This window comes from Prauserella cavernicola (assembly GCF_016595675.1).
Taxonomy (GTDB): domain Bacteria; phylum Actinomycetota; class Actinomycetes; order Mycobacteriales; family Pseudonocardiaceae; genus Prauserella_A; species Prauserella_A cavernicola.
The window spans coordinates 138,062-162,897 of record NZ_JAENJH010000010.1; the positions used below are offsets into that span (position 1 = coordinate 138,062).

At 71.0% G+C, this 24,836-nt stretch carries 25 protein-coding genes and 1 pseudogene; 18 read left to right on the top strand and 8 right to left on the bottom strand.

Annotated features, from left to right (window positions below; all coding sequences use genetic code 11):
- Position 1: 1 nt before the first annotated feature.
- The 5 genes from metH to JHE00_RS29305 all read left to right on the top strand — a co-directional run bounded on the left by metH (position 2) and on the right by JHE00_RS29305 (position 7,384).
- Entirely contained in the window at positions 2-3,550 is a 3,549-nt protein-coding gene (metH, locus tag JHE00_RS29285; protein ID WP_200324589.1) for a methionine synthase, read from the top strand.
- A gap of 11 nt (positions 3,551-3,561) precedes the next feature.
- Positions 3,562-5,019 carry an adenosylhomocysteinase gene (gene ahcY, locus JHE00_RS29290; RefSeq protein ID WP_200324364.1) on the top strand — a complete coding sequence of 486 codons (1,458 nt, stop codon included), beginning with the start codon at positions 3,562-3,564 and terminating at the stop codon, positions 5,017-5,019.
- Positions 5,020-5,126: 107 nt separating this feature from the next.
- Positions 5,127-6,023, top strand: coding sequence for a methylenetetrahydrofolate reductase (locus JHE00_RS29295; protein ID WP_200324366.1), 897 nt, complete (start codon positions 5,127-5,129; stop codon positions 6,021-6,023).
- A gap of 77 nt (positions 6,024-6,100) precedes the next feature.
- A complete protein-coding gene (locus tag JHE00_RS29300) occupies positions 6,101-6,586 on the top strand; it encodes an anthrone oxygenase family protein (protein ID WP_200324368.1) in 486 nt (161 codons plus the stop codon).
- 105 nt (positions 6,587-6,691) lie between these two features.
- The gene (locus JHE00_RS29305) at positions 6,692-7,384 is read left to right on the top strand and encodes a CBS domain-containing protein (RefSeq protein WP_200324370.1); all 693 of its coding nucleotides are present in this window, start codon (positions 6,692-6,694) and stop codon (positions 7,382-7,384) included.
- On the opposite strand, the gene JHE00_RS29310 is transcribed toward JHE00_RS29305, so the two are convergent.
- Positions 7,339-7,800 (bottom strand): hypothetical protein, encoded by a 462-nt coding sequence (locus tag JHE00_RS29310; protein WP_200324372.1) that lies wholly within the window; start codon positions 7,798-7,800, stop codon positions 7,339-7,341. The two genes, JHE00_RS29305 and JHE00_RS29310, sit on opposite strands and share 46 nt — an antisense overlap.
- Before the next feature lie 203 nt (positions 7,801-8,003).
- Here JHE00_RS29310 and JHE00_RS29315 point away from each other — a divergent pair, with 203 nt between their 5' ends.
- Together JHE00_RS29315 and JHE00_RS29320 are read left to right on the top strand one after the other, a co-directional pair.
- A complete protein-coding gene (locus tag JHE00_RS29315) occupies positions 8,004-8,924 on the top strand; it encodes a DivIVA domain-containing protein (protein ID WP_200324374.1) in 921 nt (306 codons plus the stop codon).
- 145 nt (positions 8,925-9,069) lie between these two features.
- The gene (locus JHE00_RS29320; RefSeq protein ID WP_200324376.1) at positions 9,070-9,462 is read left to right on the top strand and encodes an SCO5389 family protein; all 393 of its coding nucleotides are present in this window, start codon (positions 9,070-9,072) and stop codon (positions 9,460-9,462) included.
- Here the strand turns inward: JHE00_RS29320 and JHE00_RS35350 are convergent.
- Both JHE00_RS35350 and JHE00_RS36165 read right to left on the bottom strand, forming a co-directional pair.
- Positions 9,459-9,644 carry a hypothetical protein gene (locus tag JHE00_RS35350; protein ID WP_230425170.1) on the bottom strand — a complete coding sequence of 62 codons (186 nt, stop codon included), beginning with the start codon at positions 9,642-9,644 and terminating at the stop codon, positions 9,459-9,461. The genes JHE00_RS29320 and JHE00_RS35350 overlap by 4 nt on opposite strands.
- Positions 9,645-9,765: 121 nt before the next feature.
- Positions 9,766-10,608: pseudogene (locus JHE00_RS36165) on the bottom strand (LLM class flavin-dependent oxidoreductase); the annotation flags it as partial.
- Between JHE00_RS36165 and JHE00_RS29330 the strand changes: the two are divergent.
- The 3 genes from JHE00_RS29330 (at position 10,590) to JHE00_RS29340 (ending at position 14,542) form a co-directional block, all read left to right on the top strand.
- Positions 10,590-11,861: a cytochrome P450 gene (locus tag JHE00_RS29330; protein ID WP_200324378.1), complete on the top strand. Its 1,272-nt coding sequence runs from the start codon at positions 10,590-10,592 to the stop codon at positions 11,859-11,861. The pseudogene JHE00_RS36165 and the gene JHE00_RS29330 overlap by 19 nt on opposite strands.
- 192 nt (positions 11,862-12,053) lie before the next feature.
- A complete protein-coding gene (locus JHE00_RS29335; protein ID WP_307832169.1) occupies positions 12,054-13,631 on the top strand; it encodes a sensor histidine kinase in 1,578 nt (525 codons plus the stop codon).
- A gap of 80 nt (positions 13,632-13,711) precedes the next feature.
- Complete coding sequence (locus JHE00_RS29340; RefSeq protein ID WP_200324382.1) at positions 13,712-14,542, top strand: HpcH/HpaI aldolase/citrate lyase family protein; 831 nt, start codon at positions 13,712-13,714, stop codon at positions 14,540-14,542.
- Between the two features lie 10 nt (positions 14,543-14,552).
- Here the strand turns inward: JHE00_RS29340 and JHE00_RS29345 are convergent, their stop codons facing one another.
- Positions 14,553-15,458 (bottom strand): cobalamin-binding protein, encoded by a 906-nt coding sequence (locus JHE00_RS29345; protein WP_200324384.1) that lies wholly within the window; start codon positions 15,456-15,458, stop codon positions 14,553-14,555.
- A 9-nt stretch (positions 15,459-15,467) separates the two neighbouring features.
- Entirely contained in the window at positions 15,468-16,139 is a 672-nt protein-coding gene (locus JHE00_RS29350; RefSeq protein WP_200324386.1) for a hypothetical protein, read from the bottom strand.
- Between the two features lie 516 nt (positions 16,140-16,655).
- Here JHE00_RS29350 and JHE00_RS29355 point away from each other — a divergent pair.
- Genes JHE00_RS29355 through JHE00_RS29375 form a run of 5 tightly spaced genes read left to right on the top strand, consistent with a single transcriptional unit; the run spans position 16,656 to position 21,362 of the window.
- Positions 16,656-19,049 carry a sensor histidine kinase gene (locus JHE00_RS29355; protein ID WP_230425171.1) on the top strand — a complete coding sequence of 798 codons (2,394 nt, stop codon included), beginning with the start codon at positions 16,656-16,658 and terminating at the stop codon, positions 19,047-19,049.
- The gene (locus JHE00_RS29360) at positions 19,046-19,540 is read left to right on the top strand and encodes a roadblock/LC7 domain-containing protein (RefSeq protein WP_200324388.1); all 495 of its coding nucleotides are present in this window, start codon (positions 19,046-19,048) and stop codon (positions 19,538-19,540) included. Before JHE00_RS29355 ends, JHE00_RS29360 begins: the two co-directional genes overlap by 4 nt.
- Positions 19,533-19,922 carry a DUF742 domain-containing protein gene (locus JHE00_RS29365; protein ID WP_200324390.1) on the top strand — a complete coding sequence of 130 codons (390 nt, stop codon included), beginning with the start codon at positions 19,533-19,535 and terminating at the stop codon, positions 19,920-19,922. The genes JHE00_RS29360 and JHE00_RS29365 overlap by 8 nt, the downstream gene beginning before the upstream one ends.
- Positions 19,903-20,490, top strand: a complete 588-nt coding sequence (locus tag JHE00_RS29370; RefSeq protein ID WP_200324392.1) for a GTP-binding protein — start codon at positions 19,903-19,905, stop codon at positions 20,488-20,490. The genes JHE00_RS29365 and JHE00_RS29370 overlap by 20 nt, the downstream gene beginning before the upstream one ends.
- A 38-nt stretch (positions 20,491-20,528) precedes the next feature.
- Positions 20,529-21,362, top strand: a complete 834-nt coding sequence (locus JHE00_RS29375; protein ID WP_200324593.1) for an MHYT domain-containing protein — start codon at positions 20,529-20,531, stop codon at positions 21,360-21,362.
- Here JHE00_RS29375 and JHE00_RS29380 read toward each other — a convergent pair.
- Both JHE00_RS29380 and JHE00_RS29385 read right to left on the bottom strand, forming a co-directional pair.
- Positions 21,284-21,661, bottom strand: coding sequence for a VOC family protein (locus tag JHE00_RS29380; RefSeq protein ID WP_200324394.1), 378 nt, complete (start codon positions 21,659-21,661; stop codon positions 21,284-21,286). The two genes, JHE00_RS29375 and JHE00_RS29380, sit on opposite strands and share 79 nt — an antisense overlap.
- A 61-nt stretch (positions 21,662-21,722) precedes the next feature.
- Positions 21,723-22,175 carry a VOC family protein gene (locus tag JHE00_RS29385; RefSeq protein WP_200324396.1) on the bottom strand — a complete coding sequence of 151 codons (453 nt, stop codon included), beginning with the start codon at positions 22,173-22,175 and terminating at the stop codon, positions 21,723-21,725.
- A gap of 162 nt (positions 22,176-22,337) precedes the next feature.
- On the opposite strand from JHE00_RS29385, the gene JHE00_RS29390 reads away from it, so the two are divergent.
- From JHE00_RS29390 to JHE00_RS29400, 3 genes are all read left to right on the top strand, one after another.
- A complete protein-coding gene (locus JHE00_RS29390; protein ID WP_200324398.1) occupies positions 22,338-22,760 on the top strand; it encodes a MerR family transcriptional regulator in 423 nt (140 codons plus the stop codon).
- Entirely contained in the window at positions 22,757-23,104 is a 348-nt protein-coding gene (gene trxA / locus JHE00_RS29395) for a thioredoxin (protein WP_200324400.1), read from the top strand. The genes JHE00_RS29390 and trxA overlap by 4 nt, the downstream gene beginning before the upstream one ends.
- A 138-nt stretch (positions 23,105-23,242) precedes the next feature.
- Entirely contained in the window at positions 23,243-24,028 is a 786-nt protein-coding gene (locus JHE00_RS29400; protein WP_200324595.1) for a formylglycine-generating enzyme family protein, read from the top strand.
- A gap of 1 nt (position 24,029) precedes the next feature.
- On the opposite strand, the gene JHE00_RS29405 is transcribed toward JHE00_RS29400, so the two are convergent.
- Positions 24,030-24,812 carry a TetR/AcrR family transcriptional regulator gene (locus tag JHE00_RS29405; protein WP_200324402.1) on the bottom strand — a complete coding sequence of 261 codons (783 nt, stop codon included), beginning with the start codon at positions 24,810-24,812 and terminating at the stop codon, positions 24,030-24,032.
- Positions 24,813-24,836 lie beyond the last annotated feature (24 nt).

The following is a 24,836-nucleotide window of genomic DNA, read 5'->3' on the forward strand; positions in this document are numbered from 1 at the left end:
CATGGAGAGTTCGTTCCTGAACGCGCTGGAACGACGGGTGCTGGTCGCCGACGGTGGCATGGGCACCGCGTTGCAGGCCTACGACCTGACGCTGGACGACTTCGCCCAGCTCGAGGGTTGCAACGAGATCCTCAACGAGACCCGGCCCGACGTGGTGAGCGCGGTCTACCGGAGTTTCCTCGAGGCGGGCTCCGACGCGATCGAGACGAACACGTTCGGCACCAACCTCGCCAACCTCGGGGAGTACGACATCCCCGAGCGCATCCGTGACCTGGCGGAGAAGGGCACGACCCTGGCCAGGCAGGCGGCGGACGAGTTCTCCACTGTGGACAAACCACGCTTCGTGCTCGGCTCGGTGGGGCCGGGCACGAAGCTGCCCACCCTCGGCCACGCGCCGTACGCGGCGCTGCGCGACGCGTATGTCGACAACGTGCTGGGGCTGCTCGACGGTGGCGCGGACGCGGTGCTGGTGGAGACCTCGCAGGACCTGCTGCAGACCAAGGCCGCGATCATCGGCGCGAAGCGCGCGATGGCGCAGGCGGGCAGGCGGGTGCCGATCATCGCCCAGGTGACCGTGGAGACCACGGGCACGATGCTGGTCGGCTCCGAGATCGGCGCCGCGCTGACCTCGCTCGAGCCGCTCGGCATCGACCTGATCGGCATGAACTGCGCCACCGGGCCCGCCGAGATGAGCGAGCACCTGCGGGTGCTCGCGCAGCACGCGCGGATTCCGCTGTCGGTGATGCCCAACGCCGGCCTGCCGGAGCTGGGTCCCAACGGTGCCGTCTACCCGCTGCAGCCCGACGAGCTGGCCCAGGCGCTGCGCGGCTTCGTCACCGAGTTCGGCGCCCGCCTGGTGGGCGGCTGCTGCGGCACCACCGGCGAGCACATCAGTGCCGTCGCCGAGGCCGTGGCGGAGCTGGAGCCGAGGCCGCGCACCCCCGAGGTGGTGCCGTCGGTGTCGTCGGTCTACCAGTCGGTGCCCTTCCAGCAGGACGCGTCGATCCTCAACATCGGCGAGCGCACCAACGCCAACGGCTCCAAGGCGTTCCGCGAGGCGATGCTCGAGGAGCGCTACGACGACTGCGTGGAGATCGCCAAGGCGCAGACGCGTGAGGGCGCCCACATGCTGGACCTGTGCGTCGACTACGTGGGCAGGGACGGCACGCGCGACATGCGTGAGCTGGCCTCGCGGCTGGCCACGGCGTCCACGCTGCCGATCATGGTCGACTCCACCGAGCCCGAGGTCGTGGAGGCCGGGCTCGAGCACCTCGGCGGCCGGTGCGCGATCAACTCGGTGAACTACGAGGACGGCTACGGGCCCGAGAGCCGGTTCCACAAGGTCATGGAGATGGCCGTCGAGCACGGCGCCGCCGTGGTGGTCACCTGCATCGACGAGGAGGGCCAGGCCCGCACCGCGGACTGGAAGGTGCGCGTGGCCGAGCGCGCCATCGCCGACCTCACCGACAACTGGGGGCTCGACGCCTCCGCGATCATCATCGACTGCCTCGTGTTCCCGATCACCACGGGCCAGGAGGAGGTCCGCAAGGACGCCATCGAGACGATCGAGGCCATCCGGCGGCTCAAGCGGCTCCACCCGGAGGTGCAGACGACGCTCGGGCTGTCGAACGTCTCGTTCGGGCTCAACGCGGCCGCGCGGCAGGTGCTGAACTCGGTGTTCCTCAACGAGTGCCGGGAAGCCGGGCTCGACTCGGCGATCGTGAACTCCTCGAAGATCCTGCCGATGACCAAGATCGAGGAGGAGCCGAGGAAGGTCGCGCTCGACCTGGTCTACGACCGGCGCAGCGAGGGCTACGACCCGCTGCAGAAGCTCATGGAGCTGTTCGAGGGCAAGACGGCCTCGTCGAGCAGGGCGTCGCGCGCCGAGGAACTGGCGAAGCTGCCGCTGTTCGAGCGGCTGGAGCGCCGGATCGTCGACGGCGAGCGCAACGGCCTCGACGCCGACCTCGACGCGGCGATGGCGGAGAAGCCGCCGCTGGCGATCATCAACGAGAACCTGCTCGCCGGTATGAAGGTGGTCGGCGAGCTGTTCGGCTCGGGGCAGATGCAGCTGCCGTTCGTGCTCCAGTCGGCCGAGGTGATGAAGGCCGCTGTGGCCCAGCTCGAACCGCACATGGAGAAGGACGACTCCGGCGGGAAGGGCAGGCTGCTGCTCGCCACGGTCAAGGGCGATGTCCACGACATCGGCAAGAACCTGGTGGACATCATCGTCTCCAACAACGGCTACGACGTGGTCAACATCGGCATCAAGCAGCCGATCAACGCCATCCTGGAGGCCGCCGAGGAGCACCGGGTCGACGCCATCGGCATGTCCGGCCTGCTGGTGAAGTCCACGGTGATCATGAAGGACAACCTGCGGGAGATGAACTCCCGCGGCGTCGCGGCCAAGTACCCGGTGCTGCTGGGTGGTGCCGCGCTCACGCGGACGTTCGTGGAGAACGACCTCGACGAGGTCTACGAGGGCGACGTCCGCTACGCCAAGGACGCCTTCGAGGGCCTGACGCTGATGGACCGCCTGATGGCGATCAAGCGTGGTGACACTCCGGAGGAGGACGCCGCCGAGCAGGAGAAGAAGGCCGAGCGCAAGGCCCGGCGGGAGCGCTCGCTGCGCATCGCCGAGAAGCGCAAGGCCGAACAGGGCGACGAGCCCACGCTCGACGACACCACCCGGTCCGATGTGGACGCCGACGCGCCCGTGCCGACGCCGTCGTTCTGGGGCTCGAAGGTCGTCAAGGGCGTCGCGGTGAACGACTACCTCTCGCTGCTCGACGAGCGCGCCACGTTCTTCGGCCAGTGGGGCCTGCGCGGCGCGCGCAAGGGCGAGGGGCCCTCGTACGAGGAGCTGGTCGAGACCGAGGGCAGGCCCCGGCTGCGCGCGTGGGTCGACGAGCTGTCGACCGCGGGCATCCTGCAGCACGCGGCGCTGGTCTACGGCTACTTCCCGTGCTACTCCGAGGGCAACGACCTCGTGGTGCTCGACAAGGACGAGCCGGACGCCCCCGAGCGGCTGCGGTTCACCTTCCCCCGGCAGCGCCGCGACCGGCGGCTGTGCCTTGCCGACTTCTACCGGTCCAAGGAGAAGGCGATCGAGACCGGGCAGGTCGACGTGCTGCCCCTGCAGCTGGTGAGCATGGGCCAGCCGATCGCTGACTACGCGAACGACCTGTTCGCGAAGAACGCCTACCGCGACTACCTGGAGATCCACGGCCTGGGCGTGCAGCTCACCGAGGCGCTCGCCGAGTACTGGCACCGCCGCATCCGCCAGGAGCTGCTGTTCTCGTCGGGCTCCTCGGCCGCGGACGAGGACCCGGCGGACGTCAAGGAGTTCTTCAAGCTGGGATACCGTGGCGCGCGGTTCTCCCTCGGCTACGGGGCGTGCCCCGACCTCGAGGACCGGGCCAAGATCGTCGAGCTGCTCGAGGCGGAGCGCATCGGCGTCGAGCTGTCCGAGGAATTCCAGCTGCATCCCGAGCAGTCCACCGACGCGATCGTCGCCCACCACCCCGAAGCGAAGTACTTCAACACGTGAGGAGAGAGTTCTTGAACGCGAAGTTGCAGAAGGTCAACGGCCTCGAGTTCGCCGTCGCCGACCTGAAGCTGGCCGAGGCGGGCAGGCACCAGATCAGGCTGGCCGAGCACGAGATGCCGGGCCTGATGGCGACTCGCAGGGAGTATGCGGACTCCCAGCCGCTGAAGGGCGCTCGCGTCGCGGGCTCGCTGCACATGACCGTGCAGACCGCCGTGCTGATCGAGACGCTGGTCGCGCTCGGCGCCGAGGTGCGCTGGGTGTCGTGCAACATCTTCTCGACCCAGGACGAGGCCGCGGCCGCGATCGTGGTGGGCCCGAACGGCACGCCCGAGCAGCCCGCGGGCGTCCCGGTGTTCGCGTGGAAGGGCGAGACGCTCGAGGAGTACTGGTGGTGCACCGAGCAGCTCTTCCAGTTCGGTGACCAGGGCCCGAACATGATCCTCGACGACGGTGGCGACGCGACCCTGCTCGTGCACAAGGGCGTCGAGTTCGAGGCCGCGGGTGCCGTGCCGGACCCCACCGAGGAGGACCCGCACGAGTACCAGGTCATCCTCTCGACGCTGAAGGCCTCGCTGGCCGCCGACTCGAAGCGGTTCACCCGGATCGCCGAGAGCATCAAGGGCGTCACCGAGGAGACCACCACCGGCGTGCACCGCCTGTACGAGTTCGCCAAGACCGGCGACCTGCTGTTCCCGGCGATCAACGTCAACGACTCGGTCACCAAGTCGAAGTTCGACAACAAGTACGGCTGCCGCCACTCCCTGGTGGACGGCATCAACCGCGCCACCGACGTCCTCATCGGCGGCAAGGTCGCCGTGGTGTGCGGCTACGGCGACGTGGGCAAGGGCTCGGCCGAGTCGCTGCGCGGCCAGGGCGCGCGCGTGATCGTCACCGAGATCGACCCGATCTGTGCGCTGCAGGCCGCGATGGACGGGTTCCAGGTGACCACGCTCGAGGACGTGGTGGAGACCGCCGACATCTTCGTGACCACCACCGGCAACTTCGACATCATCACCGCCGAGCACATGGCGCGGATGAAGCACCAGGCAATCGTCGGCAACATCGGTCACTTCGACAACGAGATCGACATGGCAGGCCTGGAGAAGACCCAGGGCGTGCAGAAGGTCGAGATCAAGCCGCAGGTGCACGAGTACACGTTCGCCGACGGGCACTCGATCATCGTGCTGTCCGAGGGCAGGCTGCTGAACCTGGGCAACGCGACCGGTCACCCGAGCTTCGTGATGTCCAACAGCTTCACCAACCAGACGATGGCGCAGATCGAGCTGTTCACCAAGCCCGGCGAGTACGACAAGCAGGTGTACGTCCTGCCGAAGCACCTCGACGAGAAGGTGGCCCGGCTGCACCTCGACGCGCTCGGCGTGAAGCTCACCAAGCTCACCAAGGAGCAGGCGGCCTACATCGGCGTCGACGTGGAGGGCCCGTACAAGCCCGAGCACTACCGCTACTGAGTCACCTGCGGTGAAGGGCACCTTTACTGCGTTCAACGCGGTAAAGGTGCCCTTCACCGCGGTTCTGCAGGGTTCTGCTGGGTTCGAGCGAGTGAGAGAGGTGCTTCGTGCGCAGGGTTGCCGACCGGTTGAGTGCGGCTGACGGTCCGACGTTCTCGGTGGAGTTCTTCCCGCCGAGGGACGAGCCGGACGAGGCCGTGCTCTGGCGGGCGATCCGGGAGCTGGAGCCGCTCGATCCCGCGTACATGTCGATCACCTACGGCGCCGGTGGTTCCAGCCGCGACGGCACCATCCGCAACATCGCCAGGGTCGCCACCGACACGACCCTCGTGCCGATGGCGCACCTGACGGCGGTCGACCACTCCGTGGCTGAGCTGCGCAACGTCATCGGCCACTTCGCGGCGGTCGGGGTGCACAACATCCTCGCGCTGCGCGGCGACCCGCCCGGCGACCCGATGGGGGAGTGGGTCGCCCACCCCGAGGGCCTGAACTACGCCGAGGAGCTGGTGCGGCTCATCCGCGAGCTCGGCGACTTCTGCGTCGGGGTGTCGGCGTTTCCCTACGGCCACCCGCGCTCGGCCGACCTCGACACCGACACCACCTACCTGGTGCGCAAGCTGCGGGCGGGCGCCGACTTCGCCATCGCGCAGCTGTTCTTCGAGGCCGACGACTTCCTGCGGCTGCGCGACCGCGTGGCCGCGGCGGGGTGCGACGCGGCGATGCTGCCCGGCATCATGCCGCTGACCACGCCCCGGACCCTGCGCAAGACGATCGAGCTGTCGGGGGCCACCCCGCCACGCAGGCTGCTCGAGCGGCTCGAACCGCTGGCCGACGACCCCAAGGCGTTTCGCGCCGAGGGCCTCGACGTGGTCACCGAGCTCTGCTCGCAGCTGCTCGACGAGGGTGTGCCCGAGCTGCACTTCTACACGTTCAACCGGTCGAAGGCGACGCGTGAGCTCGTCGACCGGCTCGGCCTGCGCTCGCCGTCGCTCGCACTGACCTGAGCCGGCCAGACGCGCGCTGATGCAGTCGAGCGTCGTGGCCATGGGCGTGGTGACGCCGCCCGGGTTGACTGCTCGGCATGACCGACGGGCTGTTCGTCACCCTGACCCTGCTCGCGGCGCTCGGCAGCGGCCTGATCGCCGGGGTGTTCTTCGCGTTCTCCACGTTCGTCATGGCCGCGTTCGCCCGGCTGCCCGCCGCGACCGGTGCCGTGGCGATGCGGTCGGTGAACCGGACCGTGCTCAACCCGCTGTTCCTGTCGGTGTTCGGCGGCACGGCGTTGCTGTCGGCCGTCCTCGCGGTGCTGTCGGTGGTGAGCTGGCCGGACCACGGTGGCGGCTGGTCGCTCGCCGCAGGCGTCTCCTACGTCGCAGGCTCGTTCGTCCTCACGGCCGTGGTGCACGTTCCGCGGAACGAGGCGCTGGGGCGCATCGATCCGGACAGTGGTGAGGCGGCGGCGTTCTGGGCGCGTTACGTGCCGGTCTGGACGGCGTGGAACCACGTGCGCACCCTGGCCTCCCTCGCCGCCTGCGCGCTGTTCGTCGTCGCGCTCGTGACTCGATGACGACCCGGTTGCCGGGGGACGGCGGGTCCTAAGGCCCTAGTGCGGCGGAACCCGACCCAAGACCGTGGAGTGGACCACGGCCGAGGGGTCAGTGAGGAGTCCCGCATGTACCAGACCACGGTGGGTGCCGTGATGACGCGCGATCCCGTGTCGGTTGGGCCCGACGCCGACTTCAGGGTCATCGTCGAGCTGCTCATGAGTCACGACTTCGGCGCGGTTCCCGTCGTGAACGCCGAGCAGGTGCTGTTGGGCGTGATCGCGGAGTCCGACCTGGTGCTCAAACACGAGGAGCTCGCAGCGCGCGACGAGCAGCCGCCGGTGCTCGCCCGGCAGCGCGCGCGGCAGCGGTGGAACCGGTCGTGGGTCACGCGGGCGGTCGATTTCATGACCACCCCGGTGCTGACGCTCGACGCGGGCGACTCACTCGGCGCGGCGGCGCGCGAGTTCGGCCGCTCTGGCGTGCGCAGGCTGTACGTGCTGGAGGACGGGTTGCTCGCGGGCGTGATGACCCGCGGCGACCTGCTCAAGGCCTTCGTCCGGTCCGACGACGAGATCCGCGACGAGCTCCGGCACGACGTACTGCACGAGGTGTTCGGGCGGGCGCTGGCCGCGGACCCCGGCGGGGTGGACGTGGCCGTCGACCGCGGGGTGGTGACGCTGGTGGGTACGGTGCGCAGCCGCTCCGAGGCCGACCTCGCGCAGCGCCTGGCCGAGCACGTGCTCGGCGTCGTGCACGTGCGTAACGAGCTCACTCACCGAGTGGTCGACGACGACGCGTCCGGGCTCGCGCGGCGCTGACGTCCGGCGGGCGCGGGCGAGGAGTCCCGCTGCTCCGGGATGGGCAGCAGGGCGACGCGCTGGCCGGACAGCCGGGCGATCCGCACGTGGATGCCGTTGTCGAAGGCATAACGCAACGCCAGCACGTGCTGGAAGGCAGGGCGATCGTGATGATCGAGCGGACGGGCCAGCCCGACCCCGGTGACCGTCCAGCTGGAGTGCTCACCCGCGAAGGAGATCGTCACGGGCCTTCCCGTGGCGGCGCGGGTGAGCGTGGGATCGATGCCGGTGGGCACCAGCACGTCGCCACCGTCCTGCACGAAGCAGGCGAGTGGCACGGGAGTCTCCCCGTCGACCGCGACCATCGCCGTGTGGCTGTGGCCGTGTGCGCAGACGAGTCGGAGGCAGTCGGAATGGGTCAGCTCGAGCGCGTCCACAACCGCTCCTTCAGCCGTGCGAGCTTGCTGAAACGGCGGTCGCACGGGCGGCCGCCTGCCCTCCCCCGGCGGGACGGGAAAACCTTGGCAAAGGTTTCACCGCGGTCGCCGCAGGCTTCACAATTCCTTAGTACGCCAGGAGAATTGATTCGTCCAGGCCTCGAGTCCGATTCGGAACACGGGCCACGACCCGGAGGTGGCACATGTCGATCACGGAGAGCCGCAGCGGTGTGTTGCCTGTTCGCACCGAGTTCACCTTGGTGTGGCGTGGATACGATCGCGGCCGCGTCAACAAGTACGTGCGGGCGGTGGAGGAAGAGCTGCGCTTGCTCGCCGCCGACCGCGACTCGGCCGCCGACACCGCCGAACGGCTGGCGGATGATCTGGATGCCGCCCGATCCGAGAACGACGAGTTACAGCAACGTCTCGAACGGGTGATGCGCACACCGATCGAGTCGGACGGACTGTCGGAACGACTGCTGGGCATGGTCGATCTCGCCCACGCCGAAGCCGACGAGATCATCGAGCACGCCCGTACGGAGGCCGAGCAGAGCTGGGCCCGCGCGCACGAGGCCGCGGAACGGTTGCGGGAGCGCTACGACCGGATGCTGGTCGACCTGGACGAGCGCCGGGAGCAGATGGAGACCGAGCACCGCGAGCTGATGACCACGGCCCGCGCCGACATCGAGGCGATGACCGAGAGGGCGCAGCAGCACCGCAGGGAGCTCGACGAGCGGGCCGCGCGCAGGAGGCAGGAGGCCGAGCGCGAGTTCGCGGCCGCGATGCTGCGCCAGCGCGAGGAGACCTCGCGGTTGATCGAGGAACGCGACGCCGCGGCGAAGGCCGAGGCGGAGCGGTTGGTGGCCGACGCGACCGAGCGGGCGCGGGAGTGCGACGCGCTCCGGCGCCGCATCGCCGAGGAGCTGCGCACGGCCCGCGAGGTGCTGGCGGCGGCGATCCCGCTGACCGAGCCGCTGGAGGGCGAGGACGAGGTGAGGGCGACGGCGGCACCGGAGCCCGATCCGGAGTCGCGGCGACCCTCGCCCGAACCGAGGGCGCCGTCGACGCTGCCCGAGCAGCGCGACATCTCGCCACCGGTGATCCAGCCGGCCGCGGGATCCTGAGCGCGACCGGGCGCTCGTGGGCACAGGTGACGTGCCCGCTCCTCCGTCCCGGTGGTCACGTCGCGCCTCTCTTGCAAACGATGATCATCACCAGTAGCACTGGAAGTGCTGGTTATCCCACTGCTGAGAGGCTGGAGGCCGACTGATGTCGCTGAACGTGCCCACCGAGCTGCTGGACCGCGCCGAACGAGGCGAGGTGACCGACGCCGAGTTCGTCGCCTGTGTGCGCGAGTCGCTGCCCTACGCGTGGCAGGTGGTCTCGGGCGTGGTCGCGGATCTCGAGACCGGCAGGGAGCCCTTCGCCGACGACTCCACGCCGCCGCCGAGCGAGGCCGAGCGCGGTCAGCTGCTGCGTGCGCTGGCCTCCGACTCGATCCGCGGCGGACTGGAGCGGCACTTCGGTGTGAAGCTCGCCTTCCAGAACTGCCACCGCGTGGGCGCGTTCCGGCCCGCCGCCGTGGACAGTGCCGACTACCGCGACTTCATCTCCGTCCGTGGTCAGCTGCTCAACCAGAGCCCCGAGCTGCGCGACTGCTAGACCCGATCCTCGGGACCGCGGCTCCCGCGCAGCGCGGGCAGCACCTCCGCGCCGAGTCGCGCGATGGTGTCCAGCGTGCGCTCGCGGGAGCCGCAGCCCTCGACCATCAGGATCACGTGCTCGATGCCCGTGCGTTCGACGCTCTCGCGCAGGCGGGCTGTGCAGTGGGCGGGGCTGCCCACCGGATGCAGTGAGCACAGCAGGTCCGTGTAGGCGTGCGGGTCCCGGCGGGTGCGCGGCCGGTCGTCGACGGGGACGTAGCCAGCCAGTCCCTCGGTGAGCCAGCCCCGGCATCGCCTCCCTCAGCTCCCGTCGTGCCCGCTCACGGTCGTCGGCGACGTGACAGAGCATCGCCGAGACGTGCGGCACACCCGTGGGGTCGCGGCCCGCGTCGGCCGCCGCCCGTTCGTAGGTCCGCACCAGCGCCGCCTTCTCGTCGTCGCCCGCGTGCAGGCCCAGCAGCATCGGCAGACCACGCACCGCCGCGAGCTCGGCCGTCGGGCGGGAGGTGCACGCCACCGTCACCGGCGGCGGCACCGGGAGCCGCGGCACCATCGGCACCTCCCTGAACGCGAACCGCGCGCCGTCGGCGCTCACCCGCTCGTCACGGAGGCACCGCAGCAGCAGGTCCAGGCTCTCCTCGAACCCGTGCTCGTAGCGGTCGAGACCGGTGCCGAACACCTCGAGGTCCACCCACGGCCCGCCCCGGCCGACGCCCAGGTGGAAGCGTCCGCCGGAGAGCCGGTCCAGCAGCGCGACCTGTTCGGCGAGCGCCACCGGATGCGCCGTCGACAGCACGCTCACGCCGGTGCCGAGCGTGATCCTGCTGGTGGCGCCCAGTGCGTGTGCGGCGAACGTCACGGCCGAGGGGCACACGCCGTAGGACATGAAGTGGTGCTCGGCGATCCACGCGTCGTCGAAGCCCGCGTCCTCGGCCGCGCGCACCGCCTCCGCGGACCGCAGCAGCGCCTCGGTGTCGTCCTGACCGGGGAACCGGCCTGCCAGCGTGAAAATCCCGAACCTCACCCCGAGGACGTTACCGACGTCCGAAATGGACGGCGTGGAACAGCTCTCATGGGGGCCGAGGCGGCTGCGGCCATTACTGAGCGGTTGGTAACGTCGGATTTGTGGGGAGTCTCCGTACACGCATCGTTTCGTGGGCCACGCGCAGGTACCTGGCCAGAGTGCAGAAAAAGGGCCTCGACCTGTCGAAGCTCTCGGTCCTGCCCGACGCGGCGCTCATGCCGCTCAAGCGCGACGGGCTCGACCCCGTCAGGGAGCTGGACCGGGCGAGGGAGGACACCCCCGTCACCAAGCTGCCGGTGCCGTTCGGCCTGAACGTCTGGCTGGTCAGCGGCTACGAGGAGGCCAAGGCCGTGCTGGGCGACGCCAAGTCGTTCAGCAACGACTTCGAGCACCTCGTCGGCAAGGCCGAGGGCGCGGACGAGAACCCCGGCGGCCTCGGGTTCGCAGACCCGCCCGTGCACACCCGCCTGCGCAAGCTGCTGACGCCGGAGTTCACGATGCGGCGCCTGTCACGGCTGCGGCCCGGCATCGACGCGATCGTCACCGAGCGGCTCGAGCACATGGCGAAGGCCGAAGGCCCCGTGGACCTCGTCGAGGAGTTCGCGCTGCCGATCCCGTCGCTGGTGATCTGCGAGCTGCTCGGCGTGCCCTACGAGGAGCGGGACGCCTTCCAGCACCTGGCCGTCGCCCGGTTCGACCTCTTCGGCGGTGCCGGCGCCTCGCTCGGGGCGATCTCCGAGTCGCTGGACTACCTGCTCGGCGTGGTCCGCGCGCAGCGCGAGAACCCCGGCGACGGGCTGCTCGGCATGATCATCACCGAGCACGGCGACGAGGTCGACGACCGCGAGCTGGCCGGTCTCGCCGACGGCGTGCTCACCGGCGGCTTCGAGACCACGGCGAGCATGCTCGCGCTGGGCGCGCTGGTGCTGCTGCAGGACAACGAGGCGTTCGCCAAGGTGCGCGACGACGACGAGTACGTCAGCGGGTTCGTGGAGGAACTGCTGCGCTACCTCACCGTGGTGCAGGTGGCGTTCCCCCGCTTCGCGCGCGAGGACGTGACGATCGGCGGCGAGACCATCAAGCAGGGCGACATGGTGGTGGTGTCGCTGAGCGGCGCCAACCGCGACGACCTGCTCGGCCATGCGATGGGCGGCTTCGACGGCACGCGCGTGCCCACGAAGCACCTGGCGTTCGGTCACGGCGTGCACCGCTGCATCGGCGCGGAGCTGGCGCGCATGGAGCTGCGGCAGGCCTATCCCGCGCTGGTGCGCCGGTTCCCGGACATGCGCCTCGCCTGCGACGCCGACGAACTGGACTTCCGCAAGGTCTCGATCGTCTACGGCGTCGAGCACCTGCCCGTCACCCTCCGCTAGCGCTCGGTGGCAGGGGGCCACTGACTTGACCGTCGGAGCGTCGTTGTCCTGCGACAACGCGAGCGGCTAGGTTTGGATGTGTCGCCCTCGTTCCCGGTGATCGCCGGGACCCACGTCCCCCTGTCCCCAATGGGAGCCCCGCCGAGGATGTCTTCCAGGTCCGAATACTTCGACGGTCATCGCACCCGGTCCGTGTCCGAAGCACTGACCGGCCTGCGACTCGACGACCTGCTCTCCGGTGTCCAGCAGCGCCTCGCCGAACTCGGCAGGACCGGCGACCGGCTGCAGGCGCTGCTCGACGCCGTGCTCGCGGTGGGAGCCGGGCTGGAACTGGACTCCACGCTGCGGCGCATCGTCCACGCGGCCACGGAACTGGTGGGCGCGCGCCACGGCGTGCTGGGCGTGCTCGGCGACGACCGGACCAGGCTGCGGCGTTTCGTCTACGACGGCAGCGGGGACGTGCAGGAGCGGCTCGGCGAGCCACCGCGTGGTCCCGGCGTGCTCGACGTCCCGGTGCGGGTGCGCGACGAGGTGTTCGGAAACCTCTATCTCGCCGAGAAACGGGACGGTACCGGGTTCACCGCCGACGACCAGATCGTGCTCCAGTCGCTCGCCGCGGCCGCGGGCGTCGCCGTCGAGAACGCGCGGCTGTTCGAGTACTCGCGTATGCGGGAGCGCTGGTTCGAGGCGATCGGGACGGTCAACGCGGCGATACTGGCCGACGCGGCCACCGACGAGACACTGCACCTCATCGCCGAGTTCGCCGCCGAGATCTCCGACGCCGACCTCACGGTGATCCTGCTCGGCGGGCAGGGGGACGGGCTCGCGATCGCGGCGGCCGCGGGCGAGCGCGCCGACGCGCTGGCCGGAGTCAGCGTCTCCGCTGCCGATCCGGTGGTGTGCGACGTCTTCCGCACCGGGGAGACCACGCTCATCGCGGATCTCAACCTGGTGCCCCGTGCCAAACCGACCCTGCTGGGCGCCGCGTTCGGGCCGGCCGTGGTGACCGCGCTGCGCAACGCGGGCGGCATCGGGGGAGTGCTGCTCGCCGTGCGGGAGCGCGAGGCGCCGCAGTTCGGCACCGATCTGCTGCCCGTGCTGTCGTCGTTCGCCGATCAGGCCACGGTGGCGCTGGAGTTCTCGGACAAGCAGGACAACGAGCGCCAGCTCGCTCTGCTCGCCGACCGCGACCGCATCGCCCGCGACCTGCACGACCACGTGATCCAGCGGCTGTTCGCGACCGGGATGGCGCTGCAGGGAACGATGCGCAAGGTCACCGATCTCGACTCCCGTCAGCGCATCGCCGCCGCCGTGGAGCAGCTCGACCAGACCGTGGGGGAGATCCGCACGTCGATCTTCGACCTCAACTCCTCAGGGGAGCGGGGCGAGTCGGCTAGTCTGCGCCGCCGACTGCTCGACATCGCGGCCGACCTCAGCGAGCGCACAGCCGTGTCACCGTCGGTCCGGATCAGCGGGGCCGTGGACACGCTCGTGCCCGCCGACCTGACCGGCCAGGTCGAGGCAGCGGTCCGCATGGGTCTCGGCGTGGCGTTGCGCGCGTCCGTGACGTGGATCAGCCTCGACATCACCGTCGATGACGACGTGGTGGTGGAGGTGGCCGACGACGGCGACGCCGACGAGCACGCGGGCACGGCGGATCTCGCCCAGCTCAGGGCGGGTGCCCACGCGCGCGGTGGTGACGTGGTGCTCACCGCTCGTCCCGAGGGCGGCACGCGGTTCGGCTGGCGCGTGCCGCTGCCCGGCGTCTGACGACCCCGGCGGCCCGCGACGGGACGTCGCGTAGCGTGGCAGTCCGCTGGGTATCGGTGAGCAACGAAGGGATCTGCCCGATGCGGTTGAACGACGTCGCGTCCGCTCGCACTCTGCTGTTCGTGCCGGGCCACCGGCCCGACCGGTTCGCGAAGGCGGCGGCAGCGGGTGCCGACGGTGTGGTGCTCGACCTCGAGGACGCCGTCGCCGCGGAGGACAAGGACACCGCGCGCGAGCACGTCCGGACCTGGCTCGCCGAGGGCAACCAGGCCGTCGTCCGGGTCAACGCCGCCGACACCGAGCACCACGACGCCGACCTCGCGGCACTCGGCGGACTCGCCACCGTGGTGATGCTGCCCAAGGCGGAGCACGCGCGCGACGTCACCGCCGCGGCGGCCGTGCTCGGCTCGGGCACCGGTGTCGTGCCGCTGATCGAGACCGCGGACGGCGTGTTGAGGGCCCGCGAGATCTGTGCCGCGCCCGCCGCGGTGCGGCCCGCGTTCGGCAGCATCGACCTGGCAGCGCAGCTCGGTGTCGATCCCGACTCCCACACCGCGCTGGCCACGGCTCGTTCCACGCTCGTGCTCGCCGCGGCCGGTGCCGGATGCGCCCCGCCGCTGGACGGGGTCACCGCCGCGATCGGTGACGAGGCCAGGCTGGTGGCCGACACCGAGCACGCCGTCGCGCTGGGCTTCACCGGCAAGCTCTGCGTGCACCCGCGCCAGGTGGCCGCCGTGCACGCGGCGCTCGAGCCCTCGGCGGACGAGCTGCGCTGGGCCAGGGGTGTGCTGGCCGTGGCGACCACGGACGGCGCGGTGGGTGTGTTCGAGTCAACGATGGTCGACCGTCCGGTGGTGCTGCGCGCGGAGCGGCTGCTGAGCAGGGCCGGCCTGTCCGGCGCGCCCGCCTAGACCGGGCAGGCTAGCCGACGCGGCGGGCCTCGGCCTCGGTGACCGGGACCGCCGGTGCCACGCCGTGCAGCACGTGCGCGAGCACCTCGGCGCCGCGCACCACCCTCGGCCCGGGCCGGTTGAAGTAGGCGGGTCCATCGAGGATCCACACGGCGCCGTCGCGGACGGCGGGCAGTCCGGCCCAGCCCGGCAAGCCGGTGAGCAGGTCCAGCTCCGCGAGGGTGCGCTCGGGCGGGAACCCGCACGGAAGCACGAGCAGCACGTCGGGCCGCGCGTCGAGCACGTCCTGCCAGCGCATCGGAGTGGTGTGCTCTCCCGGTTCGGCGAGCAGTGGGGTGCCGCCCGCGGCGTCGATCTGTTCGGGAACCCAGTGACCCGCGGGCCAGAGCGGGTCGAGCCATTCGATCGCCACCACCCGGGGCCTCGGCCTGCCCGCGACCCGGCCGCGCACGTCGTCGAGTCTCGCGGTCAGCGCCGCGACGCGGCCGGCGGCCACCTCGGCCGAGCCGAGCGCCTCGCCGATCGTGCGCACGGAGCCGAGTACCCCGGGCAGTGTCTTCGCCTCGAGGCTGAACACCCGTGGTCCGCTGTCGAGCAACCGCACGGCGTCCGACACCTGTGCGTAGGACACGGCGCAGACGTCGCAGAGATCCTGTGTCAGCACGACGTCCGGCGCGAGCCGGGCCAGCAGCCCAGTGTCCACTGTGTACAGAGCGGACCCGCGATGGGCGCCGCCGACGGCGTCGGAGATCTCCCTGCTGCCGTGGCCGGTGCCGAGGTGATCGGCGGTGACGACGGGCACGGCCGCGACCTCCTCCGGCCAGTCGCACTCGTGGGTGCGGCCGACGAGGTCGGGCAGCCTGCCCAGCTCGGCGACGATGTCGGTGGCCGCGGGCAGCAGCGAGACGATCCGCATCCCGTCAGGCTAGGGGACCGGGTTCCGGGTGACGGAGTCCGAGTGTGGCCCGTCGAGCCGGTCGACGGCCTCCCGCGCCGTTCTGGCCGCGTGCTCGGCGTCCAGCGCGCGGTGCCGGTGGTCCGTGGCCTCGTCCGGCTGGTCGCACACGGCGGCCTCGCACTCGGCGACCAGCAGGTCCGCGGCGTTGGCGAACTCGACCGCGACCGAGACGAACCGGGCGCGCAGGCCCGCGACCAGGTCGTCGAGTGAGGTCTCCGGCGGATCGCGCCGCCCCTGGACCAGCCGGGTGCGGATGTGCTCCTGGGCGATGGCGTGCTGGGCTCGTGCGTCCGCCGCCTCGGTGCGGCGCAGTGCGGCTTCGGTGCGGTCGAGCCGGTTGGAGCTGGCGTGCAACAGCGCACGGGCCCGTTCGACGGCCTCCTCGGCACGGGCCCGGCGTACGGCGGCGGTGGGCCTGCCCTCACGCGCGGTGCGATCGAGCCGCCATTCCCACTGGTCGAGCTGCTGTTCCCGGCGGTTGGCCAGACGCTCGCGCGCGTCGGCGTCGTGCTCACGGGTGTTGGCTGCCAGTTCCCGTTCGTCGGCGATCTTGTCGCGTTGGACTGCGAGGAGGTCGCGCTCGTGGGCGAGCAGCTCCCGCTCCGCCTGCTGCTCGGGCTGCCCGGAATCGGTACTCACGGCGTCTGGCGCCCGGTCGCGGCCTTCATCGCCATTCAGGCAGTATGCGCCCGCTCGGGAACCGGCCGCAAACGTGGCCGGACGCTCACCCGGGATGCGGGATCAACTGGATCGGCCGATTCATTGTCCGAACCACGTGGTGAGTGAATTCCCGGTGTCACGGCCGGGGACTCGACAATGTTTTTCCAACAATACCGGCGGCCGAAGTTGATCATTGTTCACGATCATTGCGGCCATTTGGACGAATGGTTCCCGGGGTTTATTTACAACCGGCAATAGAATCACGTCGTCGTCTTGACAACGGCATCCGGCTGCGGTTGTCTCCTCGTGACTGATCACGTGGGGACGTATCGCTGAGTGAGCGATCGGCGCGGGGGCCGAATCGATCGCTCGCGAAAGAATTGTTCGGTTATTCGCGGGGCGCACCTTCACGGCAACGAATGTCCCGGTCCGGACACCGCGGCCCACGTACGCGGGGGCCGGGGCGGGGCGACGAACTGGGCGGGCCACGAAACCATGGACGAGACAGCGCAGGCACCGGGTCGCCAGACCGGTGCGCCGTGGCATCCGAAGGCATGGAGTCTGCGCACCAAGATCTCGGTGGTGCTGTTGCTGCCCGTGGTGGTGGCCCTAGTGCTGGCGGGCGTCCGCGTGCAGACAGGACTGGACCAGGCCAGCAGGCTCAGCGCCGTGCGCGACCGGCTGCCCGTGCTCAACGGCACGATCGAACTGTCCCGGCTCGTGGCCGACGAGATGGTGACCGCCACGACCCAGCCCGGCAGCGGGGCGCTGCGCGCGATGGTCGACGAGGTGGACGCCGCGGTCGTCGCGGTGCAGCGGGACGCCGATTTCGCCGGTCTGCCAACGGAAACCGGGCGCGAGCTCAACACCGCGCTCGGCTGGCTCAGCGGGCTGCGCACCGGCGTCGCCGACCCGATCGCGCTGACCGAGGGCTACCGCGAGGTGGTGCTGACCCTCAGCGAGCTGGTGCCGGGCCTGATCTCCGACGCGGGCAGCAGCGATCTCGACGCCACGGCGGCCACCACGCGCTCGATGATGCAGCTGCGGATGAACCTGGCCGTCGAGGAGGCGCTGCTCAACTCGGGTGGCGACCGGACCACCCTGGCGGCGGCCAACCGGGTAGCCGCCGAGGAAGCCGTGCTGAGCGCACAGATCCAGCGCGCGATGTCCGATGAGGACGCTGAGCGGTTCCAGTCGGTGGTGGCCTCGGCCTCGGCGCGGCAGGGCGCGCTGCGCAACGCGCTCACCGGTGTCCGCGTCGCCGACCTGTCCGCGCTGGTGACCCCGCTGGCGCGGGAGGCCGAGGCGATCGACGTCCTGGTCACCGGTCTCGCGGGCTCGCTGACGGGGACGGTCACGGAGCGGACCAACGAGGCCAGGTCGGACGCCCTGCGCGACACCGCGCTGGTGATGGCGGCACTGCTCGGTGCGCTCGCCATCGCGCTGCTGGTGGCGCGTTCGCTCGTGCGGCCGGTGCGCGCGCTGCACGCCGCCGCGCTCGACGCGGCCCGGCGCACGCTGCCCGCGACGATCGGAAGGGTGCGCGCGGGCGAGCACGTCTCGTGGCGCACCGTGGAGCCCGTTCCGGTCGACGGTGACGAGGAGATCGGCCAGCTCGCCCGCGCCTTCGACGACATGCGGCGCCAGGCCGTGCTGCTGGCAGGAGAACAGGCCGAGCTGCGCAAGCAGGTCAGCGAGATGTTCATGACCCTGTCGCGGCGCAGCCAGTCGCTGGTGGAGCTGCAGCTCGGCGTCATCGAGGACCTGGAGGCCGAGGAACGGGACCCGGCGCGGCTGGAGGAACTGTTCCGGCTCGACCACCTCGCCACCCGGCTGCGCCGCAACGGCGAGAACCTCCAGGTGCTCGCGGGCGGCACCCCGTCGAGGCGCGACCTCGGTCCCGTCTCGACGATCGAGGTGCTGCGCGGCGCGACCTCCGAGGTCAAGGACTACCGCCGGGTCACTGTGGTCAACGCACCCAACTGCTCGGTGCGCTCGCACGTGGCCGCCGACGTGGTGCACATTCTCGCCGAGCTGCTGGAGAACGCGATCCGCTTCTCACCGCCGGACGAGAAGGTGGTGCTCACCGCCGATCGAGGCTCCGACGGCGGACTGCTGGTGGAGGTGGTGGACCGCGGGCTCGGGATGGCGGCCGACGACCTCGCCGACGCCAACCGCAGGCTCGCCTCCGGCGACACCGTGAGCCCCGAGACCGCGAGGCGGATGGGCCTGTTCGTGGTGGGCAGGCTCGCCGCGCCGCACGGCGTCACGGTGCGGCTGCGGACGACGCAGGGCACGTCGGGCGCCGCCGGCATCACCGCGAGCGTGCACGTGCCTGGCGAACTCGTGCTCGCCGACGGAGGGCAGGCCGCGCCACCGCGCCGTGAGCTCGCGCCCGCGGTCAACGGCGCCCGCCCGGCTCAGCTCGCGCCCGCCGTCAACGGCGCCCGCCCCGCCGCGCCGGGCTCGCCGATCACCGAACTGGCGCTCGGCCGCAGCAGACCGGTCGCACCGCCCGCGCGCACGCCGATCTACGAGAACCTCGTGTCGAACTGGTTCACCGAGACCTCCGCGGAGCAGGCGTCGCGAGCGCAGACCACTGACTGGGTGAGCCCTGCCGACGAGACTCGCCGCGCCGCGGAGAGCGCGATCGAGCCGTCGTCGTCGCCCGCGCTCACCCCCGCCGGGCTGCCGACCAGACGGCCGGGCGCCCAGCTCGCGCCCGGTGCGGCCGCGCCCCGCGGGCGCACGGGCCCGGCGACGGGTTTCCGCGATCCCGACGCCGTGCGCAACAACCTCTCGCGGCACTACAACGGCATGCGCGCGGCCAGGCGTCGCGCGGACACCGAACCCGGCACGGCCGACCAGGGGAAGGCGGACCCACGATGAACGACGCAGGGGCCTCGGCGTTGCCGCAGGCGAACGGGCTGCCCCGACGACGGGCAGGGACCAGGACCGACTCGAAGACCGCCGCTCAGCAGGGCCCCGGCTGGCTGGTGTCGGCGTTCAGCGAGGACGTCGCCGGCGTCGCGCACGCCGTGCTGGTCTCGGCCGACGGCCTGCTCGTGGCCGCGGACCGGAACCTGCCGCAGGACAGGGCCGACCAGCTCTCCGCGATCGCCTCCGGTCTCTCGAGCCTCGCGGTGGGCACGGCCGAGCTGTTCACGGCGGGCCGCGTGGTGCAGTCGGTCATCGAGATGGAGCAGGGCTTCCTCCTGCTGATGAGCGTCGGTGACGGATCCAACCTCGTCGTGCTCGCCAGCCCCGGCTGCGACATCGGCCTGGTCGGCTACGAGATGACCCTGCTCGTCGACCGGGTCGGCAAGATGGTCGACACACCGGTGCGCCAACCCGCAGGCACCAGGCCAGGCCGTGAGTGAGGCCGAGCGATCCGGCTCCCGGCGCGAGAGCACCCGGTCCGTGCCGGGGCTCGCGCGTCCCTACGCGTGGACCGAGGGTCGCACCAGGCCGGTCATCGAGCTGGCCATCGAGGCACTGGTACAGACCACGGCGGACGGCCACGCCGTTCCGTTCAACAGGGCCAGCCCCGCGTCGACAGTGACCCAGCTGTGCCTGCAACCGCGGTCGGTCGCCGAGATCGCCGCCCATCTCTCGGTGCCGCTCGGCGTGGCGAGGGTACTCGTCAGCGACTTGCTCGGCTCCGGATACGTGATCGTGCGCGACACCCTCGGCGAGGACGCCAGCTGGGACGAGCGTCACGACCTGCTGGAAAGGGTCCTGAGTGGACTACGCACGCTCTGAGGCCGCCCGCATCAGCTCCGCCAAGATCGTGGTCGCGGGCGGATTCGGGGTCGGCAAGACGACATTCGTCGGCGCCATCTCCGAGATCGTGCCGCTGCGCACGGAAGCCGTGCTGACGTCGGCCGGCATCGGCGTGGACGAGAACTGGGCCGTGCCCGACAAGACGTCCACGACGGTGGCGATGGACTTCGGCCGCATCACCCTCGGCGGCGACCTCGTGCTGTACCTGTTCGGCACGCCCGGCCAGCACCGGTTCTGGTTCATGTGGGACGACCTCGTGCGCGGCGCGATCGGCGCCGTCGTGCTCGCCGACACCCGCCGGCTGGCCGACAGCTTCGCCGCCATCGACTTCTTCGAGTCGCGCGCGCTGCCGTTCGTGGTGGCCATCAACCAGTTCCACGGATCCCGCCAGCACGCGGTCGACGACGTGCGCGACGCGCTCGCGCTCGCCCCCGGCGTCCCCGTGATCACGTGCGACGCCAGGTCCACCGAGTCCACCAAGCTGACCCTGATCACCGCCAGCGAGCACGCCATCGCGCGGCTGCACGCGGAGAGGAGCCCGTCGTGAGCCACCACGTCCTGCACTTCGAACTCGGGGGCTGGCTGATGGTGCTGGCCTACCTCACCTCGGTGGTGGGCTGTGCGCTCGGCCTGGCCTGCACGTTGCAGGCCCGCTACACGCTGGACCAGCGCCGCAGGCTCACGTGGCTCGCGCTCGCCGCCGTCTCGATCGGCGGCACCGGCATCTGGGTCATGCACTTCATCGCGATGCTCGGGTTCGCGACGCCGGGTCTGCCGGTGCGCTACGACATCACGCGCACGGTGCTGTCGGCGGTGCTCGCGGTGGGCGCGGTGTTCGGCGGGCTGCTCGTGTTCGGCGTGCGGTCGCGGTTCTCGTGGTGGCGGCTCGGTGTTGCCGGGCTCATCACCGGGCTGGCCGTGAACCTCATGCACTACACGGGAATGTGGGCGGTGCAGGTGAAGGGCGCGATCGGCTACAACGCGGGTCTGGTGACGCTCTCGATCCTGATCGCCGTGGTGGCGGCCACGGCGGCACTGTGGTTCACGGTGATCACGAAGAAGCTCGCCCACCGTCTGCTCGCCGGTCTCGTCATGGGACTCGCGGTGACCGGCATGCACTACACCGGCATGGCGGCGGTGCGCGTGGACCTCGACCCGGCGGCACCCGACCCGGCCGGGGTCGAGGTGTTCTCATTCCTGTTCCCCGTGTTCGTGATCGCCGCGATCGCGATGGCGGTGCCCATCTGCGCCGTCCTCATGGCGGCGCCGCTCGACGAGACGGTCGAGGACGAACCCGTGAAACCGGTGCCCCGCAGGGGAAGGCACGAGGTGACCGGGCCTCAGCCGCGCTTGTCGATGACGCAGAACCGGTTGCCGTCCGGGTCGGCGAGCACCACGAAGTCCGCGTCGTCGGGGTAGCGGTCCCAGTCGACCCGGGTCGCGCCGAGGCCCAGCAGCCGCTCGACCTCGGCCTCGGGCCGCTCGGTGTAGAGGTCGAGGTGCACGCGCGGCTCGGGCTGCACGGGGGACTCACTGCGGCCGAGCGCGAGGCCGGTGCCGGAACCGCCCGGCGGCACGAGCACCGCCCAGTCGGTGTCAGTCGTGTCGTCGCGGGGCATGAAGCCGAGTGCGACGGTCCAGAACCGGACCGCGCGGGGCACGTCGTCGACGCCGAGCACGACCGTGCCGATGCTCAGTGCCGGAAGTGACTCGGACATGACCACACCCTGCCAGGCGGGCGCGGCGGGCTCCACCGGGAAAACCCGCCGCGCGCCCGGGTCAGGCGCCTGCCGCGGCCTCGATCGCGGCGAGATCGATCTTGCCCATGGTCAGCATCGCCTCCATGGCCCGCTTCGCGCGGGCGGGATCCGGGTCCGCGAGCAGTTCCGGCAGCCGCTTGGGGATGATCTGCCACGACAGGCCGTAGCGGTCCTTGAGCCAGCCGCACTGGCCGTCCGAACCGCCCTCGGTGAGCCTGTCCCACAGCTCGTCGACCTCGGCCTGCGAGTCGCAGCTGACGAAGATGGACGTCGCCTCGGTGAACGCGTTGGCCGGGCCGCCGTTCAGGGCCGCGAACCGCTGCCCGTCGAGCTCGAAGGTCACCAGCATGACCGAGCCGTCGGGGCCGGTGGTCACCTCGCCGACCGTGGAGTTGGGCACCAGCGACACGTAGAACTCGGCGGCCTCCTTGGCCGCGCCGTCGTACCAGAGGAAGGTGGAGATCTTGCTCATCGTCTGCTCCTGACTCGTCGTCTCGGTGTGCGTGGCCTCGCGAGGCCACGCTGGTATGTCGGAGCCGCCGAGCGCACTTCGACAGGGAACGACCCGAATGCGCTGTGACCTGAGTCACTGTTGTCGTGCCTTCTCGTCCACGTCAATCCCTAGGCTCGACTCATGAAAATCGGCGAACTCGCCAGGCGGGCCGGGACCAGCACCAGGGCGCTGCGGTTCTACGAGGAGCAGGGACTGCTCACGGCGGCCCGCTCGGCCAACGGCTACCGCGAGTACGACGAGGGCCACGTGCGGCTGGTCGGCGAGATCCTCACGCTGCGCGAGGTCGGCCTGAGCCTCGACGACACCAGACCGTTCGTGGAGTGCCTGCGCGCCGGGCACGACTCCGGCGACGCGTGCGCCGACTCGATCGAGGTCTACGAACGCAAGATCGCCGAGGTGGACGACGTGCTCGCCCATCTCGGCGAGGTGCGGGCCGGCCTCGTGGCCAAGCTCGCGCAGGCGCTCGCGCGCCGCCCGCTGCCGTGCGTCGTGCCCGGCGGTGATCACTCCGACAACTCCGCGACAGGGGACGAGGACAGATGACCACAGCGAACCGGACGGGCGAGGTCCTCGCCGTCACCGACGACACGTTCCGCGCCGAGGTGCTCGACCGGCCAGGGCCCGTGCTCGTGGACTTCTGGGCCGAGTGGTGCCCGCCCTGCCGCATGGTGGCGCCGGTGCTCGCCGAGATCGCCGCCGAGCGTGCGGACATGCTGACGATCCGCTCGATCAACTCCGACGAGAACCCGCTGACCACCCGCGACCATCAGGTGATGTCGCTGCCCACGCTCGTGCTCTTCCAGGACGGCGAGCCGATCCGGATGCTCGTGGGCGCCAGGCCCAAGGCCCGGCTGCTCGCCGAACTGGACGACGCGCTCGGCGGTTAGGGTGGCCGGGTGTCCGGTTGCTGCCCGCCCTCCCGCTCCAGTGATCCCGCCGTAGCCGCGCAGGTCGTCGCCGCGCGGGAGGACGGCGGTCTGGCCGCTCTCGACCGACCGCTCGTGCTGCCGGGCGGAACCTTCCGGATGGGCACCGACGACAGCGACGGCTTCCCCGGCGACGGCGAGGGCCCGGTGCGCGAGGTCACCGTGGCGTCGTTCGCCGTCGACGCCCACTGCGTCACCAACGAGCGCTTCGCCGCGTTCACCGCGGCCACGGACTACCGCACCGACGCGGAGCGGTTCGGCTGGAGCTACGTCTTCGCCAAGTTCCTGCCCGGGGCGCTGCGCAAGAACTCGCCCCGGCCGGAGCAGACACCGTGGTGGTGTGGCGTGCAGGGCGCGTACTGGCGCGAGCCGGAGGGCCCTGGCAGCGCCCTCGACGGGCGAGAGCACCACCCCGTCGTCCACATCTCCTGGAACGACGCGCAGGCCTACTGTTCCTGGGCGGGTACACGGCTGCCGACGGAGGCCGAGTGGGAGTACGCCGCGCGCGGTGGGCTCGACGGCGCCCGCTACGCGTGGGGCGACGAGCTCACCCCGGACGGGCAGCACCGGTGCAACATCTGGCAGGGCGCCTTCCCCGTGCGCAACACCGAGGAGGACGGCTTCGTCGGCACCGCGCCCGTGGATTCCTTCCCTCCCAACGGTTTCGGCCTGCACAACGTGGCGGGCAACGTGTGGGAGTGGTGCGCGTGCGCGTTCGACCCGGAGCACCGGGCCATGCGCGGCGGCTCCTACCTGTGCCACGACTCCTACTGCAACCGCTACCGCGTGGCCGCGCGCACCGGCAACACCCCGGACAGCTCCAGCGGCAACCTCGGGTTCCGCTGCGCTGCCGACACCGCCGACGCTACCGACAACGCCGACTGACTCAGGTCCGCAGCCGCGCGTCGACGCCGTCGAGCAGCACCTCGAGGCCGTAGGTGAACGCCTCCCTGGCCTCCTGCTCCAGGTAGGGCACCGACTCGTCGTCGAGTTCGAACGCGCCGTGCGACTCCATCTCGGTCAGCGCGGGGAAGCGCTGCGCGAAGTCGGGCGCGACGGTCTCCAGCTCCGCCGAGCGCGCGTACCACCACTCGTCGTCGGACATCCCCGTCGCGTCGGGCGCCCTGCGGGTGTCGGACGCCGTCTGCGCCGAGCCGCGCACGAAGTGGACCAGCGTCGACACCAGCCTGCGCAGGCGCGAGGCAGGCAGGCCGGTCTCGCGCACGATCGTCACCAGGTTCTCGAGGAACGTGTACTCGTGCGGACCGAGCACCGGCCGCGCCTGTGACACCTGCAGTACCCACGGATGCCGCACGAAGAACGCCCAGAGGTCCCAGGCCCACGCCGTGACGGCCGCGCGCCAGCCCTCGCTCAGGTCGTAGGGCTCGCCCAGCTCCGTGAACGCGCGGTCGTACATGAGGTCGACGAGCTCGCTCTTGCTGGGCACGTAGGTGTAGAGCGCCATCGCCGTCCGGCCGAGCCGCTCGCCGACCGCGCGCATCGACAGCGCGGCCATGCCCTCGGCGTCGGCGACCTCGATCGCGGTGTCGACGATGGCGTCCACGCTCAGCGCCGGTCGCGGACCGGGGCGCACGGGTTCCGGGTCCGTCCCGCGCCAGAGCAGGGCCATGGAACGGCGGGCGTCGCCCTGTGCGGCGAAGACGACCACGGTGCCTCCAGACGTGTTCGGCGC

Coding starts and splice junctions, on each gene's coding strand:
- metH (WP_200324589.1), top strand. CDS start 2: ATGGAGAGTTCGTTCCTGAACGCGCTGGAACGACGGGTGCTGGTCGCC.
- JHE00_RS29300 (WP_200324368.1), top strand. CDS start 6,101: ATGACCGACGGGCTGTTCGTCACCCTGACCCTGCTCGCGGCGCTCGGC.
- JHE00_RS29305 (WP_200324370.1), top strand. CDS start 6,692: ATGTACCAGACCACGGTGGGTGCCGTGATGACGCGCGATCCCGTGTCG.
- JHE00_RS29315 (WP_200324374.1), top strand. CDS start 8,004: ATGTCGATCACGGAGAGCCGCAGCGGTGTGTTGCCTGTTCGCACCGAG.
- JHE00_RS29320 (WP_200324376.1), top strand. CDS start 9,070: ATGTCGCTGAACGTGCCCACCGAGCTGCTGGACCGCGCCGAACGAGGC.
- JHE00_RS29340 (WP_200324382.1), top strand. CDS start 13,712: ATGCGGTTGAACGACGTCGCGTCCGCTCGCACTCTGCTGTTCGTGCCG.
- JHE00_RS29345 (WP_200324384.1), bottom strand. CDS start 15,458: ATGCGGATCGTCTCGCTGCTGCCCGCGGCCACCGACATCGTCGCCGAG.
- JHE00_RS29355 (WP_230425171.1), top strand. CDS start 16,656: ATGGACGAGACAGCGCAGGCACCGGGTCGCCAGACCGGTGCGCCGTGG.
- JHE00_RS29360 (WP_200324388.1), top strand. CDS start 19,046: ATGAACGACGCAGGGGCCTCGGCGTTGCCGCAGGCGAACGGGCTGCCC.
- JHE00_RS29375 (WP_200324593.1), top strand. CDS start 20,529: ATGGTGCTGGCCTACCTCACCTCGGTGGTGGGCTGTGCGCTCGGCCTG.
- JHE00_RS29380 (WP_200324394.1), bottom strand. CDS start 21,661: ATGTCCGAGTCACTTCCGGCACTGAGCATCGGCACGGTCGTGCTCGGC.
- JHE00_RS29385 (WP_200324396.1), bottom strand. CDS start 22,175: ATGAGCAAGATCTCCACCTTCCTCTGGTACGACGGCGCGGCCAAGGAG.
- JHE00_RS29390 (WP_200324398.1), top strand. CDS start 22,338: ATGAAAATCGGCGAACTCGCCAGGCGGGCCGGGACCAGCACCAGGGCG.
- trxA (WP_200324400.1), top strand. CDS start 22,757: ATGACCACAGCGAACCGGACGGGCGAGGTCCTCGCCGTCACCGACGAC.
- JHE00_RS29400 (WP_200324595.1), top strand. CDS start 23,243: ATGGGCACCGACGACAGCGACGGCTTCCCCGGCGACGGCGAGGGCCCG.